Below are 15354 nucleotides of genomic sequence, written 5' to 3'. Positions count from 1 at the left end.
ACGACCACCTGCTCGGCCGACCGGGATCGCCTGGTCGGCGGCGGACGGCGGGCGGCGGGCAGCGGGCAGCGGGCGGCGGGCGGCGCGCGGCGGGCGGCGGGGTCGGTCAGCGGGCGACGGGTCCGGACAGCACGACGCGCCCGGACCCTCGAGGGTCCGGGCGCGTCGGGTGCGGTCAGGCGCTCTTCTCGACCGTGGCGTCGGCGCAGTCGCAGGACGTGTCGAGCGCGACGACGCCGTACGTCCAGCCGCGGCGGCGGTAGGCGACGGACGGGCGCGACGTCTCGATGTCGACGAAGAGGAAGAAGTCGTGGCCGACCATCTCCATCTCGTACAGCGCGTCGTCCACCGTCATGGGCTCCGCCGTGTGCAGCTTCTGCCGGATGACGACGGGCGAGTCGCCGAGCGTCGTCTCGACGGCCTCCCCGGGCGTGGTCGGCGCGGTCGGCGCCGGCGGCGGGGGTGCCTCGTGCGTGGCCGGGTCGTAGGGACGCACGTCGACGGGCGGCACGACGGTGTGGTTGCGGTGGTCCTTGCGACGGTCGCGGGCGCGGCGCAGCCGTTCCGCGAGCTTGTCCATCGCGAGGTCGAGGGCGCCGAACCGGTCGTCGGCCGCGGCCTCGGCGCGGACGACGGGTCCCTTGGCCCGCACGGTGAGCTCGACGCGTTCGCGGACCCCCGAGAGCCTCGGGTTGTTCTCGTGGGTGACCTCGACGTCCACGCGCTGCGCCGTGGGCGCGAGCTGCTGGACCTTGGCGAGCTTGTCCTCCACGTGCCGGCGGAAGCGGTCTGCCACTTCCGTGTGCCTGCCGACGACGACGATCTCCATGTGAGCCTCCGCGAGGATCTAGTGCGACGCCCGGCCCGGTGCGTCCGGGCGCCTCGTTCGGATTCGGTAGGAGCACCCGCTGCCGGGTGCGGTGGGCTACCACCTCCTTGCGGCGCAGGGCCGCGCGCTCGGTACGCTCGCGCGGCGGCGCACGTGTCCTGCACGTCCGTCGTCCGCGGCGACTGGCCCTCAGCCTAACCCCCGGTCCGGGGTGTCGGCAGCACCAACGGGAGGTGAACGAGGGGACCTTCGGCCCCCGCGGCGCGCACCTCACGGAGGCTGCCCGGCGGACCGCCGTCGTTCGCCCGGCGACGGGGTCGCGGCGAGCGCGACGGCGCCCAGCACGAGAGCGCCGGCGCTGGTCAGCGCCCTCTCGCACGCGGCGAGGGTCGCTCCCGTGGTGACGACGTCGTCGACGAGGAGGCACGCCACGACCGGTGCCGGCGCGCCGGTCGACGGGCGCCGCCCGGGCGGTCCTCGACGCGCTCCGGCGGACGGTCCGACGAGCCTTCCGGCACCGGCCCCGAGAAGTTTCCCGGGGGCGACGGCGACCGTGCCGAGACGGGCCCCGCGCGCCCGCGAGCCGAGCCCGACCTGGTCCCGGGCGCGCCCGCGGTGCACGAGGAGCGCGGCGCTCCGGGCGGGGGTCCCCGAGGTGTCGAGGCCGGCGGCGACCGCACGCGCGAGCAGAGCGACGGGGTCGCGCCCGCGGGCGCGACGCGCGGCCCGCGTCGTCGGTGCCGGGACGACGAGCACCGGGCCACCCCGGGACCCCTCCCCCCGCACCGCCCCGAACCCGGACCCGAGCGTGGGACCGAGCGCGGGGCCGCGCCCCGGCCCGAGCACGGCTCCGAGCACCGGCCCCAGCGCGGTGCCCGCGCGCCACGCGGCGTCCGCGAGCGGCCGGTCGAGGTCCGCCCGGCCGCGGTCCTTCCAGGCGACGACGACGCCGCGCACGGGCCCCGTGTACGCCGCCGGCGCCCACACCGGCAGGGGCGCGACGCCGTCGAGCCGGTCGAGGCGGGGCGCCCCACGTTCGCGCCGCCGGAGCGGGGCGCGCAGCGGCGCGAGGCAGGGTTCGCACCACCGGACGTCGGGCGCGTCGCAGCCGGGGCACGCGACGGGCAGGACGAGGCGGGCGACGTCGTCGAGGGCGGCGAGGAGCACCGGGCCAGCGTGCCCGGTGGCGCGGGCGTCCGGCACCGGCGAACCGGCCACCTGTGGACGACGCACGCGCCGCTGGCTCCCGACCCGCGCCGTCCGGGGGCCTGTGGTCGCCCGGCGCGCCGCGCGCCGCCGGGCGCGCGGCGCCTCAGCCGGGATACGTGGGCAGCCGGACCTCGGTGGCGATCTTGGTCCAGAGGCTCGACGTGCCCGCGGCGTACAGGCTGCTGTCGCTCGTCCCGACGAGCGTGGTGCCGACGCCCGTGGCCGACGCGAGCGAGACGGCGCCCTCGACGGGCGAGGCGGCGACCGTCGGTCCCCCGACGGGCACCCGCTGGACGACGACCTCGGACTCCCCGGACGCCCGGCCGAGGACCCCGAGAAGCGTGCGGTCGGCCCACGTCACCTGCGTCGCGGCGGCGATCGGCTGCCCGACCCGGACCGGTGCGGAGAGCTGGGTCGGCCGGCCGGCCTCGTCACGGACGATGCCCGCGACGTGGACCTGCGCCCCGGAGCCCGAGTCGCTGACGACGGCCACCCGGGCGCCGTCGGGCGCGACCCGCAGCGACATCACGGTGCGCCCGTCGAGCCACGGCGCGGCCACCTCGGAGACCGCGGCGTCGCTGCCGGCCTCCCGCAGGTCCACGACCTGCAACGACCCTGCCTGCACCTGCGGGCCGCTCCACACGTACTGGAACCGGTCGATCGACGGCGCGACGAGGCTCGTCCCGGTGAGGAGCGTGACGGGCCCGGCCTCGGCCGTCGGCGCCGTGACGAGCCGCCCGGCACCGTCCCGCACGACGTACGTGGCGTCGTCGGCCCGGCCGCGGAACGCGAGCGCGGTGGGCTGGAGCCCGGCGAGCGGGGCGGTCGACGTCACCGCGCGCGTCGTGCGCCCCTCCAGGCTCATGATCTGGTCGCCCGAGAGCACGACCGGCTCGTCGGGCGTGGTGGCGACGCCGATGGTCGGGACGTCGTCGGCCGAGAGCTCCGAGCCGCCGACGCCCACCGTGATGTCGACGGGCACGCCGAGCGAGGCCTGGAGCTGCGCGATGAGCATCGCGCGGTCGGCCGGCGACGCCGCGGTCACCGGGTCGGTGAGGGGCACCGCGACCCTGCCCTCCACCGGCGGCACGGAGTCGATGCTCAGCGAGGTGCCCTCGGGCGCGACCGTCGCGACGGACCCTGCGAGCCAGTCCGCCGGTCCGCGCAGCGTCTCGCGGACCGCGAGCGCCTGCCAGTTCCGGCTCGGGAACCAGCGGGCGTCGGGCACGAGGTAGGCCCGGTCGAGGGTCGGGAAGTAGAGGTTGGCCTGCTTGAAGGTGCGCGCGAAGTTGGTGGCCGTGATCGTCAGCCCGTCGTCGACCACGTCGATGCGCCACTGGTCGTCGGCGTCGCGGACGAGGCCGTAGGAGACCTCGGTGGTGCGGCCGGGCGCCTGCTCCGTGTAGACGCCGCGCTCGTCGACGGTGCCCACGACGTCGGCGGTGGCGCGGACCGTCGTCGTGCCGCCCTCGATCGCGGCCTCGTCGACCTCGAGCTGCGGCACGTCCTCGAGGATCGCGACCTGGGAGACGGGCGACCAGTCGTCCTGCGCGTCGCGCGTGAGGAACTCGGACGCGACGTCGAACGAGCCGCGCGCGCCCTGGGCCTGGGCGGCCAGGAAGCCGCGGACGATCTGGTCCGGCGAGGCGTCGCGGCGGGGCGAGGCGGCGCTGACGAACGGCTGGCCCGGGTCCTCCGGCGTGGCCTCGCCCTCGACGACGGGCCCGGACGTGGGGATCGAGGCGCACGCCGCGAGGGCGGCGACCCCCACGGCCGCGAGCCCGGCGGCGAGCGCGCGCCCGACCCGGCGCCGCAGGTCCGCCTGCCCCGCGGTCGGACGCCGCACGGTCCCCGTCGTGGTCATCGCCCCTCCTGGACGTCGTCGGGGCCGGCGGTCGGACCGCCGCCGGAGCCGGGCACCGTCGCCCGGCCGGGCTGGGGCGCGTGGTCGCGCGGGATGACGACGGGGATGCCGCCCGTGACGGACGGCAGGTCGGCGGGGCCCGCCGTGCCCTCGACGTCCTCGACGACCGGCGTCCGCACGCTCCACTCGGCGGGCAGCCCGCGGCCGGTGGCCGCCTCGGAGACGAGCGGCAGGGGGGACGACTGGAGACGGATCCCGGCGCGCCGCGGGAGCGTGAGCCGGAAGCTCGCGCCCCGGCCGGGGCGGCCCCACGCCTCGAGCCACCCGCCGTGCAGGTGCGCGTCCTCCAGGGAGATCGCGAGCCCGAGGCCCGTGCCGCCGGTCGTGCGGGCGCGAGCCGGGTCCGCACGCCAGAAGCGGTCGAACACGTGCTGGACCTCGTCGGTCGTCATCCCGACCCCGTGGTCGCGGACCGTCACCGCGACGGCGTGCCCGTCGCCGTCGACCGTGATCTCGACCGGCCGCTCCTCGGCGTGCTCGATCGCGTTGACGACGAGGTTGCGCACGATGCGCTCGACGCGCCGCGGGTCGATGTCGGCCGTGACGGGCTCGTCGCCGAGGTGGACCGACAGCCACACGCCCTTGCGCTCGGCGAGCGGGGCGGCGTGGTCGACGGCGGCGTTCACCACGTCGCGCAGGTCGCGCCGCTCGGCGTCGAGGACCGCGGCGCCGGCGTCGAACCGGCTGATCTCGAGCAGGTCGGCGAGCAGGTCCTCGAACCGGTCGAGCTGTGCCTGCAGGAGCTCGGTCGAGCGCCGCGAGACCGGGTCGAAGTCCTCGCGCGACGCGTGCAGCACCTCGGAGGCCATGCGGATCGTGGTGAGCGGCGTGCGCAGCTCGTGGGACACGTCCGAGACGAACCGGCGCTGGAGCATCGACAGCTCCTCCATGCGCCCGATCTGCTCCTGGAGGCTCTGCGCCATCTCGTTGAACGAGTGCGCGAGGGACGCCATCTCGTCGTGCCCCTTGACCGGGAGCCGCTCGTCGAGCCGGCCGTCCGCGAGCCGCTCCGCGACGCTCGCGGCCTGGCGCACCGGGAGCACCGCCTGGCGCGTGACGAGCGCCGTGATGCCGACGAGCAGGGCGAGCAGCACGAGCGCCCCGACGAGCAGGACCGACTGGAGGAAGCGCAGCGTCTCCTGGTCGGCCTCGAGGTCGTAGAGGTAGTAGAGCTCGTACGTGCCCGCGACCGGCACCTCGACGGTCGAGCCCACGACGATGCCGGGCACCACCCCCGACGACTCCGGGTGCGCCGGGTCGACCGGGATCGCCACCGACTGGAGGTACTGCTCGCCGTCCGCCGCCACGGTCGCCGCGCGCATCTCGGGCGACACGAGGCCGTCGAGCTGCTGGTCGGTCGACTGGTCGAGGAAGCCGACCGTGCCTGACCCGCCGGACTGCCAGAGGAAGACGTCGCGCGACGACCCGGTGGTCTGGAGCATGGAGAAGAGGTCGAAGAGGAGCGACTGGGCCTCGGTCGGCGTCGACGCGGGCGACGCGTCGAGCGTGCGGCGCGCCTGCTGCGTGGACTGGGCGCTCTCCTGGTCGAGCTCGGCGGCGCGCCGCTCGTAGAGGCCGTCGCGCATGGCGTCGGTGAGGTAGGCGCCGAGCGCCCCGACGGTCAGCACGCCGACGACGAGCGCCGACGTGACGACGCGCAGCTGCATCGACGAGCGCCAGCGCCACACCACCCGGCGGACGGTCGCGCGCGCCCGGCGCCGGACGCGGCGCCAGAGCCCTCGCCCGCACCCGTCGGCGGAGCCGGCCGTCGTGCTCACGTGCGGGACGCGCCCGCCTTGTAGCCGACGCCGCGCACCGTGAGGACGATCTCCGGGTTCTCCGGGTCGTGCTCGATCTTCGAGCGCAGGCGCTGCACGTGGACGTTGACGAGCCGCGTGTCCGCCGCGTGCCGGTAGCCCCAGACCTTCTCGAGGAGCACCTCGCGCGTGAAGACCTGCCACGGCTTGCGCGCGAGCGCGACGAGGAGGTCGAACTCGAGCGGGGTCAGGGACACCTGCTCGCCGCCGCGCGAGACGCGGTGCCCCGTGACGTCGATCTCGACGTCGCCGATGGACAGGTGCTCGGGTGCGGGCTCCTCGGTGCGGCGCAGGCGCGCCCGGATGCGGGCGACGAGCTCCTTGGGCTTGAACGGCTTGGAGATGTAGTCGTCGGCACCCGACTCGAGGCCGAGCACGACGTCGACCGTGTCGCTTTTCGCGGTGAGCATGATGATCGGGACGCCCGACTCCGCCCGGATGAGGCGGCACACCTCCGTGCCGTCCTTGCCCGGGAGCATGAGGTCGAGCAGGACCAGGTCCGGCTGCGTGGTGCGGAACGTCTCGAGCGCGAGGTCGCCGTCCGCGCAGAACACCGGTTCGAAGCCCTCGGAGCGCAGGACGATGCCGATCATCTCGGCCAGGGCGGTGTCGTCGTCCACCACGAGCACACGAACCTTCATGCGGACATCTTGCCATCGACGGGCCCGACGTCGGGGCGGCCGGGCCCCGCGGCGAGGGTGAACCCGCGGACGGGCGCACCCGGCGGCGCGAGCCCGGTCGGCCGCCGCGCAGGGCCGCGTACTAGGGTGGCCTCGCCGCCGTTGCCGATCCTCGCCCGGCGGCCTGGACCGACGCCCGAGCCGACCGCGGGGGACCACGAGCACATGAGCACACCCGACACCTCCGGCACGCCGGACGGTGCCACGCCCGACCCGACGGCGACCACCGGCCCCACGCCGCCCGCCGCGCCCGGTCCGGGCGGCGACGCGAGCGGCTGGGGTGCGCCCTCGTACGGCGCCCCCGGCTACGGTGCGCCCGGCTCGCCGGCGCCCCAGCCGCGGTACGGCCAGTACGCGCCCGGCCAGGAGCCCGGTCAGCACCCGCCGACGGACCAGCCGCCCGCACCCGGCGCGTGGGGTGCGCCCGGCGCCGCTCCGGGACAGCCGGGGTACGGCCAGCCCGGCTACGGTCAGCAGCCCGGATACGGCCAGCAGCCGGGTTACGGCCAGCAGCCCGGTTACGGCCAGCAGCAGTTCGGGCAGGGCCAGTACGGGCAGCAGCAGTACGGCGCACCGGGCTACGGCCCGCCGCCCGGCCTCGCGGGCGCGCCCTACGCGCCGGCCGCGGCGAAGCCCGGCATCATCCCGCTGCGCCCGCTGTCGCTCGGCGAGATCTTCGACGGCGCGTTCGGCGCGATCCGCCACAACCCCCGGGTCGTGCTCGGCATGAGCGCGCTCGTCGTCGTGGTGGCGACGCTGCTCGGCACCTTCCTCGGCTGGGCGTTCTCCGGCTACGTCGCCCAGTACTTCGACGTCGTGCTGGACGAGGCCACCTTCCCCGGCTTCGACGAGAGCTTCGCCACGACGCTCGCGAGCTCCCTCGGCATCCAGGTGACCACGTTCTTCGCCGCGCCGATCATCGCGGGTCTCCTCACGGTCTCCGTCGGCCAGTCCGCGATCGGGCGCAAGGCCGGCGTCGGCGAGGTCTGGTCCCAGGTCGGACGGCGCACGTGGTTCCTCATCGCCTTCCCCCTGCTGACCGGCCTGGCCGCGTCCGTGGCGCTCGGCCTGGCCACGCTCCTCGTCGTCGCGGGCTTCGCGGTCTCCGAGGGGCTCGGCGCGTTCCTCATCGTCGTCGCCCTGCTCGCCTGGCCCGTCCTCCTCGTCTGGGTCGGGACGCGGACCGGCCTCGTGCCTCCCGCCCTGGCGCTGGAGGGGCAGCCGTTCTGGCGGACCGTCAAGCGGGCGTGGCTGCTCACCCGCGGCAGCTTCTGGCGGCTGTTCGGCATCTACCTGCTCGCCCTCGTGGCGATGAGCTTCGTCTCCGGCATCGTCGCGTACCCCGCGAGCCTCGCCGCGTCGTTCCTGCTCATGGCGGGCCAGACCTTCCTGTACCACCTCGTGCAGGCGATCGGCGTCGCGCTCTCGATGATCCTCACCTCGGTCTTCCTGGGCTGCATCGTCGCCCTGCTCTACATCGACGTGCGCATGCGCCGCGAGGGCCTGGACGTCGAGCTCGCCGCGGCGGCGAGCGAGCAGCCGCCCGCATGACCGTCCGGTCGCTCGCGGCCGACGTGCCCGTGCAGCCCGGCGCCGACGAGGCCCGGCGGTGGCTCGTCGGCGAGCTCGCCAGGCCGGAGTACCGCACGGACCCGTCGCTCCTGCAGCGGTTCCTCGAGTGGCTCCAGGGACTGTTCGACGGCGCGCCCACGCTCGACCTCGGCGGCCCGCTGACGGCGGTGGTCGTCGTCGTGGCGGTCGCCGTGGTCGCGGCGGTGGCCTACTGGGTCGCCGGTCCGGTGCGCCTGTCGCGCCGGGCGAACGCCTCGGTGGTCGTGCTCGACGACGACGCGCGCACCGCGGCCGAGATGCGGGCCGCGGCCGACGCCGCCGCGGCGCGCGCCGACTGGGCGACCGCCGCGCTCGAACGCTTCCGCGGCGTCGTGCGCTCGCTGGAGGAGCGCGCGGTCCTCGACCCGCGTCCCGGACGGACCGCGTGGGAGGCCGCACGGACGGCGGGCGAGCGCCTGCCCGACGTCGCGGACGGGCTCGAGCGCGGCGCGCACCTGTTCGACGACGTCGCGTACGGCGCCGTGACCGTCGGCCCGGAGGCGGACGCCTTCCTGCGCGCGCTCGACGAGCGGACGCTCGCGACGCGCCCCGCGCTCCGTGCGGAGCTCGCCGCGTCCGCGCCCGGTGACGGCGCATGAGCGCCCCGACGACGTCCTCCGCACCGCCCTCCGCGGGCGCGTCGGGCGACCCGCGAGCCGTGACGACGGCCTACGTGCCCGTCGTCGGCGACGGCACGACCGCCCGCTCGCGGGCCCGCAGCCGCTGGCGCCGGGCGCGCTGGCCCGTCGCCGTCGTCGGCGCGCTGCTGCTGCTCGCCGGGCTGACGGCGCTCGCGCGGCCCGCGACGTCGGCCACGCCGCTCGCACCCGACAACCCGGGCCCCGCCGGGGCGCGCGCGGTCGCGCAGGTGCTGGGCGACCAGGGCGTGCAGGTCACCTACGTGCGCACGGTCGCCGACGCGGTGCGCGCCGCCGAGGAGGGCGGCACGCTCCTCGTCGCGCAGGGCGACTACCTGCTCGACGAGCAGGTGGAAGCGCTCGTCGGGACCCCCGCGGACCTCGTGCTCGTCGCGCCGCCCGACCACCTGCTCGCCGCCGCGACCGACGGCGGCACGGAGCTCGCGTACGACTGGGGCTCCGGCGGATCGGCACGACCGGCGCGCTGCGCGGACCCGGCCGCGCAGGCCGCGGGCTCGATCCGCTCCGACGGCGTCGGCTTCGTCGCGCTCGACGACGCGACCGTCCTCTGCTTCCCCTCCCCCGACGACCCGTCCCTGGGCGCCTACCTCGTGCACGAGGCCGACGGGCGCACGGTGCGCGCGGTGGACACGCCCGCAGTCCTGCGCAACGACTCGGTCACCGAGGACGGCAACGCCGCGCTCGCGCTCTGGACGCTCGGCGCGCACGACCGTCTCGTGTGGCTCGTGCCCGACCCGTTCGACACGTCGCTCGCCGACGACGGGAGCACGACCCCCGGGCTGTCCCTGCCGCCGTGGTTCGGCGTCGTCGCCCTGCAGGCGCTCGTCGTGCTGCTCGTGGTCGTGCTGTGGCGCGGCCGCCGGCTGGGCCCCCTCGTCACGGAGGACCTGCCGGTGATCGTGCGCGCCGCCGAGACGACGCGCGGCCGCGGCCGCCTCTACCGACGCGCCGGGGCGCGCGGCCACGCCGCCGCAGGGCTGCGCGCGAGCGCCGCCGACCGTCTCGCGCACCGCCTCGGCCTGCCCCGCTCGGCCGACGCCCCCACCGTCGTCGACGCCGTCGCCCGCGCGACGGGTCGGCCGGGCGACCAGGTCGCCCAGCTCCTGTACGGACCACCACCCGCCGACGACGCGGCGCTGCTCGAGCTCGCGCGTCACCTTGACCGGATCGAGAGCGAGGTCTACCACTCGTGACGCACCACCCCGACGGCTCCGTGCCGCAGCCCGACCGCTACGCGCCGCCCGCCCAGGACCCGGGCGTCGCCGACCGCGTGAGCGCGGCCGCCGGCCAGCCCGCGCACCGGCCCGGACCGCAGGCACCCGCCCCGCAGACGCCGTACGGCCAGGGCCACGCGCCCGCCGCGCCGACCCCGACCGCGACCCCCGCACCGGTGCATGACGCCCCGCCCGCGCCGTCGCCCGAGCTGCGGCAGGCGCTCGCCGCCGTCCGCAGCGAGGTCGGCAAGGCCGTCGTCGGGCAGGACGGCGCCGTGACGAGCCTGCTCATCGCGCTGCTCTGCAAGGGCCACGTGCTGCTCGAGGGCGTGCCCGGCGTCGCCAAGACGCTGCTCGTGCGCACGCTCGCCGCGTCGCTCGACCTCGGCACGAAGCGCGTGCAGTTCACGCCCGACCTCATGCCCGGCGACGTCACGGGCTCGCTCGTGTACGACGCGCGGACCGCCGAGTTCTCGTTCCGCGAGGGGCCGGTCTTCACGAACCTGCTGCTCGCCGACGAGATCAACCGCACACCCCCCAAGACCCAGGCGTCGCTCCTGGAGGCCATGGAGGAGCGGCAGGTCTCGGTCGACGGGACGCCGCGCCCGCTGCCCGACCCCTTCCTCGTCATCGCGACGCAGAACCCCGTCGAGTACGAGGGCACGTACCCGCTGCCCGAGGCGCAGCTCGACCGCTTCCTGCTCAAGGTCGTGCTGCCGCTGCCGGAGCGCGAGCAGGAGGTCGAGGTGCTCGCACGGCACGCCGCCGGCTTCAACCCGCGCGACCTCGCGGGCGCCGGGGTGCGCGCCGTCGCCGGGCGCGACGTGCTCGACCGCGCCCGCGCGGAGGTCGCGCGCGTCCAGGTCGCGCGCGAGGTGCTCGGCTACGCCGTCGACGTGTGCCGCGCGACGCGCCACTCCCCCTCGCTGTCCCTCGGCGTGTCCCCGCGCGGTGCGACGGCGCTGCTCGCCACGTCGCGCGCGTGGGCGTGGCTCTCGGGCCGCTCCTACGTGACGCCGGACGACGTCAAGGCGCTCGCGCACCCCACGCTGCGCCACCGCGTGCAGCTGCGGCCCGAGGCCGAGCTGGAGGGCGTGACGGCCGAGAGCGTGCTGGACACCGTGCTCGCGTCCGTCCCCGTCCCCCGCTGAGGCGTCGCTCGTGGCCCTGACGTGGCGCGCCGTCGTGCTGGCGGCGCTCGGGATCGTCCCCGTGCTGCTCGTCCCCGTGCCGGGGACGGTGCTCGTGTGGACGCTGCTCGTCGTCGCGCTGTGCGCGCTCGACGCGGCCCTCGCGGCGTCCCCGCGGCGCGTCGCGATCGAGCGGCGCGTCGCGGGCTCCGTGCGGCTCACCGACGCGACGGCGTCCCGGCTCACGCTGACGAACCTCGCCCCGCGGCGGTTGCGCGCGCTCGTGCGCGACGCGTGGCCGCCGTCCGCGGGGACGCAGGTCAACCGGCACGCCGTCGACCTGCCGCCCGGCGAGGCGACGCGCGTGACGACCGTGCTCGTCCCGACGCGCCGCGGCGAGCGCGTCGCGGACCGCGTGACGATCCGCTCGTTCGGCCCGCTGCGGCTCGCCGCGCGCCAGGCGTCGATCCCCGTGCCCGGGCGGCTGCGCGTGCTCCCCGAGTTCGCGTCGCGACGCCACCTCCCGAGCCGCCTCGCGCGCCTGCGCGAGATGGACGGGCGCGCCGCGGTGCAGGTGCGCGGCGAGGGCACCGAGTTCGACTCGCTGCGCGAGTACGTGCTCGGCGACGACGTCCGCTCGATCGACTGGCGCGCGTCGGCGCGCGGCCGGGACGTGGTCGTGCGCACGTGGCGGCCCGAGCGCGACCGCCGCGTGCTCATCGTCGTCGACACGTCCCGCACGTCGGCGGCGCGCGTCGGGGACGCGCCGCGCCTCGACGCGAGCATCGAGGCGGCGCTGCTGCTCGCCGCTCTTGCGGGGCGCGCCGGGGACCGCGTCGAGCTCGTCGCGTACGACCGCACCGTGCGCTCGCGCGTCGCAGGGGCCGCCGGGCCGCGCCTCATGCCCGCCATGGCGGACGCCCTCGCGCCGCTCGAGCCCGCGCTCCTCGAGACCGACTGGCCCGGCCTCGTCGGCACCGTCCACGAGCGCCTGTCGCAGCGCGCGCTCGTCGTGCTCCTGTCGACGCTCGACGCCGCCGCCGTCGAGTCCGGCCTGCTGCCCGTCGTCGGGCAGCTCACGGCCAAGCACCAGGTCGTGCTCGCCGCGGCGGGCGACCCGGAGGTCGCCGCCCTGCGCGGCGACCGCACAGGGACCGCCGAGGTGTACGACGCCGCGGCCGCCGCGCGCGGCGAGATCGAGCGCGCCGCCGTGACGACGGTCCTGCGCCAGCGCGGCGTCGAGGTCGTCGACGCCCTCCCCGACGACCTCGCCCCCCGGCTCGCCGACACCTATCTCGCGCTCAAGGCGGCCGGCCGCCTCTGAGCCCCCGCCGGAGGCCACCGAGCCGGAGCCGGTGGTCGCGCGAGGTAGAGCCGCGGTCGCACGAGGTAGAGGCCCGGTCCCACGAGGTAGAGCCGAGGCCGCGCGAGGTAGAGGCCTGGTCTCACGAGTTGAGGTTCCCCGGGTTCGCCGAGCAGGGATCCCGGCTCCGTCTGCGGCGCCGGGCCACCTGGAGCGCCCGGTCGGGCGCCACGACCATCCGGTCGGCGCGCAACCCGTCCGGGGTGGGCCGACGTCGTCGTGCCCACGAGCGTGGGCAGGCCACCCCGGGCGACCACGCCTCTACCTCGCGCAAACCACCGCTCTACCTCACGCAACCACGCCTCTACGTCGCGGAACTACGGCTCTACCTCGGGAGACCAGGCCTCTACCTCGCGGGAGGTGGTTCCGGGGCCCTCTCCCTCGACCGTCAGGGGCGGGAGGTAGGGTCGTCCAGCACGTCCATCCCGACCTCAGGAGACTCCCGTGGCCTGGCAGCCGACCGACCCCCGGCAGCGCGTCCGGCGCAACCGTCGCGTCGCGATCATCGTCGTGGTGGCGCTGCTCGCGACGTTCCTCGTCCCGGCGCTCGCGATCGTCCTGTCCTGACGGGCCGATGGCCGACGAGCGGTTCGGGCCGCGGCTGAGCCACGACGACCTCAACCGGGCGCTGCTCGCGCGCCAGCACCTCGCGGCCCCGCGCGACGCGACCGTGCTGGACGAGGTGCGCCACCTCGTCGGCCTGCAGTCGCAGGTCCCGTCGTCGCCGTACCCGGCGCTCTGGTCGCGCCTGGCGGGCTTCGCGCCGGACGACCTGGGCGACCGCCTGCTCGACCGCCAGGTGGTGCGCGTCGCGACGCTGCGCGGCACGGTGCACCTCGTCGCGGCCGACGACGCGCTCGAGCTGACGGCGCTCGCCCGCCCCGGTCTGGCGACCTACCTGCGGTCGCGGAACCAGCACGGGACGGCGCTCGCCCATGTCGACCTCGACGACCTCGAGCGCGCGGCGCGCGACCTGCTCGCGGACCCGCTGACGTCGGTCGAGCTGGGGCGGCGCCTCGCGGAGCGCTGGCCCGACGTCGACCCGAAGCACCTCGCGTACGCGGCGCGCTGCCTGCTCCCGCTCGTGCAGGTCCCGCCCCGCGGCCTGTGGGGCGCGAGCGGCACGGGCACGACGACCACCTGGACGACGGCGCAGGCCTGGCTCGGGCGGTCCGACGACGCCCTCGACGCCGTCGCGCACGGCACGGACCCGGACGCGACGCTCGCGGCGCGCGTGCGGCTCGTGCGGCGGTACCTCGCGGCGTTCGGCCCGGCGTCGGTGGCCGACGCGCAGCGCTGGGCGGGCCTGACCCGGCTGCGCGCCGCGGTCGACGTGCTGCGACCGGAGCTCGTGACGTTCACCGGCCCGGCCGGCACCGAGCTCCTCGACCTGCCCGACGCGCCGCGCCCGCCGGGCGACGAGCCCGTGCCCGTGGTCCTCGCGGGCGACTTCGACAACCTGCTCCTGTCCCACGACGACCGCACGCGCGTCCTCGGGGACCTGCCGGTCACGAGCGTCGTGAGCGTCAACGGTCAGGTCGCGGCGGCGGTCCTCGTCGACGGCCGCGTCGCGGGCGCCTGGACGGCCCGCCCGGCGGCACCGGCGGCGCGCAGCGCCCGAGCAGCGACCGCGAACACCCCTAGCGCCCGAGCGACGGAACCGGCCGACGGGGCGCGCCCGGCCGACGGGACGGACGTCGTCGTGCACGTCGAGGTGCGACCCCTGCGCGCACGGAGCGGCCCCGGCGCGTCCGGCGGCGAGGCACCGAGCCTCGCCGACCGACTGCGCGACCCCGCGGTGCGCGACGAGGTCGTCGCGCGCGCCGAGGACTGGGTGCGGTGCGGGTGGCCGGACGCGCGGGCGCGCGTCGTCGTCGACGGCTGAGGCGTCGGGGGTCAGGCCGCGACGGGCGCGGTGTCGCCCGCGTGGTCGGCCGTGAGGTCGCCCGTCTCCCCGGCCCGGACCGCGCGGCGACCGAGCACGATCGTGTAGACCCAGAACGCCGCGAGCGCGACCGCCCCGATCACGATCTTGAGCCACCACGGCAGCTCCGACCCGGTGACGAACCCCTCGATGACGCCGGAGACCGCGAGCGCGATCGCGAGGCCGATCGCGACGGTGACGAGCGCCCGGCCCTCCTGCGCGAGGGCGCGCGAGCGCGGCAGGGGCCCGGGGTCGATCCACGCCCAGAAGATCCGCAGCCCGGCGGCGCCGGCGACGAAGATCGACATGAGCTCGAGCAGCCCGTGCGGCGCGATGAGCTGGAGGAAGAGCGCGAGCTCGCCGTGCGCGGCCATCATGCCGCCGATCGAGCCGATGCCGACCGCGTTCTGGAACAGGACCCACACGGGGAACACCCCCGTGATCCCGAGGCCCACGCAGAAGGCCGCGATCCGCGCGTTGTTCGTCCACACGACGGCGGCGAAGTCGACGCCCGGGTCGTAGTAGGACGCGAACGCGCCGTTCACGTACTCCTCCTGGACGCTGGGCGGGCCCATGGAGGCGAGGCCCTCGGGCGTGGTCGCGACCCAGACGCCCGCGACGAGCGCGACGAGGAGGCACGCGGCGGTCACGCCGACCGACCACCACCGGATCCGGTAGAGCGCGGCCGGGAGGGACACCGTGAGGAACCGCACGACGTCGCGCCACGCGGGTTCGTGCGCCCCCGCGATGCGCGTGCGGGCGCGCCCGAGGAGCACGGACAGGCGCGAGATGAGCACCGGGTCCGGCGCGACGGAGCGCACGGTCGACAGGTGCGTCGCGACGGACTGGTAGAGCCGGACGAGCTCGTCGGCCTCCGCGCCGTCGAGCGTGCGGCGGCGGACGAGCGCGTCGAGGCGGTCCCACTCCGCGCCGTGCACGTCGGTGAAGGCGTCGAGGTCCACGACCGATACCCTGCCACACGGGGCGTGCCGCC

The 15354-nt window shown here is 76.6% G+C and carries 13 protein-coding genes; 7 read left to right on the top strand and 6 right to left on the bottom strand.

The features are described from left to right. Positions 1-175: 175 nt before the first annotated feature. The 5 genes from hpf to mtrA form a co-directional block, all read right to left on the bottom strand. The gene (hpf, locus tag RDI86_RS11585) at positions 176-829 is read right to left on the bottom strand and encodes a ribosome hibernation-promoting factor, HPF/YfiA family (RefSeq protein WP_076405955.1); all 654 of its coding nucleotides are present in this window, start codon (positions 827-829) and stop codon (positions 176-178) included. A gap of 270 nt (positions 830-1099) precedes the next feature. After that, on the bottom strand, positions 1100-1996 hold the full coding sequence (locus RDI86_RS11580) for a ComF family protein (protein ID WP_308821443.1): 897 nt from the start codon (positions 1994-1996) through the stop codon (positions 1100-1102). 145 nt (positions 1997-2141) lie between these two features. Beyond that, positions 2142-3902 (bottom strand): LpqB family beta-propeller domain-containing protein, encoded by a 1761-nt coding sequence (locus tag RDI86_RS11575; protein WP_308821442.1) that lies wholly within the window; start codon positions 3900-3902, stop codon positions 2142-2144. Further along, entirely contained in the window at positions 3899-5740 is a 1842-nt protein-coding gene (mtrB, locus tag RDI86_RS11570) for an MtrAB system histidine kinase MtrB (protein WP_308821441.1), read from the bottom strand. Before mtrB ends, RDI86_RS11575 begins: the two co-directional genes overlap by 4 nt. Next, complete coding sequence (gene mtrA / locus RDI86_RS11565) at positions 5737-6420, bottom strand: MtrAB system response regulator MtrA (protein ID WP_308821440.1); 684 nt, start codon at positions 6418-6420, stop codon at positions 5737-5739. The genes mtrB and mtrA overlap by 4 nt, the downstream gene beginning before the upstream one ends. Before the next feature lie 204 nt (positions 6421-6624). On the opposite strand from mtrA, the gene RDI86_RS11560 reads away from it, so the two are divergent. The 7 genes from RDI86_RS11560 (at position 6625) to RDI86_RS11530 (ending at position 14321) form a co-directional block, all read left to right on the top strand. Continuing rightward, complete coding sequence (locus tag RDI86_RS11560; RefSeq protein ID WP_308821439.1) at positions 6625-8010, top strand: hypothetical protein; 1386 nt, start codon at positions 6625-6627, stop codon at positions 8008-8010. Then, entirely contained in the window at positions 8007-8669 is a 663-nt protein-coding gene (locus RDI86_RS11555) for a DUF4129 domain-containing protein (protein WP_308821438.1), read from the top strand. The genes RDI86_RS11560 and RDI86_RS11555 overlap by 4 nt, the downstream gene beginning before the upstream one ends. Then, positions 8666-9922, top strand: a complete 1257-nt coding sequence (locus RDI86_RS11550; RefSeq protein WP_244550488.1) for a DUF4350 domain-containing protein — start codon at positions 8666-8668, stop codon at positions 9920-9922. Before RDI86_RS11555 ends, RDI86_RS11550 begins: the two co-directional genes overlap by 4 nt. 197 nt (positions 9923-10119) lie before the next feature. Next, complete coding sequence (locus tag RDI86_RS11545) at positions 10120-11094, top strand: MoxR family ATPase (RefSeq protein WP_034656053.1); 975 nt, start codon at positions 10120-10122, stop codon at positions 11092-11094. A gap of 10 nt (positions 11095-11104) precedes the next feature. Then, complete coding sequence (locus RDI86_RS11540) at positions 11105-12397, top strand: DUF58 domain-containing protein (RefSeq protein WP_308821437.1); 1293 nt, start codon at positions 11105-11107, stop codon at positions 12395-12397. A 483-nt stretch (positions 12398-12880) separates the two neighbouring features. Then, a complete protein-coding gene (locus RDI86_RS11535; protein WP_255179365.1) occupies positions 12881-13003 on the top strand; it encodes a hypothetical protein in 123 nt (40 codons plus the stop codon). A 7-nt stretch (positions 13004-13010) separates the two neighbouring features. Next, entirely contained in the window at positions 13011-14321 is a 1311-nt protein-coding gene (locus RDI86_RS11530; protein ID WP_308821436.1) for a winged helix DNA-binding domain-containing protein, read from the top strand. Positions 14322-14332: 11 nt separating this feature from the next. Here RDI86_RS11530 and RDI86_RS11525 read toward each other — a convergent pair whose 3' ends face one another. Then, positions 14333-15322 (bottom strand): stage II sporulation protein M, encoded by a 990-nt coding sequence (locus RDI86_RS11525; protein WP_168945123.1) that lies wholly within the window; start codon positions 15320-15322, stop codon positions 14333-14335. Positions 15323-15354 lie beyond the last annotated feature (32 nt).

This window comes from Cellulosimicrobium sp. XJ-DQ-B-000 (assembly GCF_031119065.1).
Lineage (GTDB): Bacteria > Actinomycetota > Actinomycetes > Actinomycetales > Cellulomonadaceae > Cellulosimicrobium > Cellulosimicrobium funkei.
Note: the sequence above shows the minus strand (reverse complement) of the source record. Positions and strands in the feature narration are given on the sequence as shown.

Excerpts from the sequence above, each read along its gene's own strand:
- RDI86_RS11550 (WP_244550488.1), top strand. The coding sequence starts at position 8,666 with ATGAGCGCCCCGACGACGTCCTCCGCACCGCCCTCCGCGGGCGCGTCG.
- RDI86_RS11575 (WP_308821442.1), bottom strand. The coding sequence starts at position 3,902 with ATGACCACGACGGGGACCGTGCGGCGTCCGACCGCGGGGCAGGCGGAC.
- RDI86_RS11530 (WP_308821436.1), top strand. The coding sequence starts at position 13,011 with ATGGCCGACGAGCGGTTCGGGCCGCGGCTGAGCCACGACGACCTCAAC.
- RDI86_RS11555 (WP_308821438.1), top strand. The coding sequence starts at position 8,007 with ATGACCGTCCGGTCGCTCGCGGCCGACGTGCCCGTGCAGCCCGGCGCC.
- RDI86_RS11560 (WP_308821439.1), top strand. The coding sequence starts at position 6,625 with ATGAGCACACCCGACACCTCCGGCACGCCGGACGGTGCCACGCCCGAC.
- mtrA (WP_308821440.1), bottom strand. The coding sequence starts at position 6,420 with ATGAAGGTTCGTGTGCTCGTGGTGGACGACGACACCGCCCTGGCCGAG.
- hpf (WP_076405955.1), bottom strand. The coding sequence starts at position 829 with ATGGAGATCGTCGTCGTCGGCAGGCACACGGAAGTGGCAGACCGCTTC.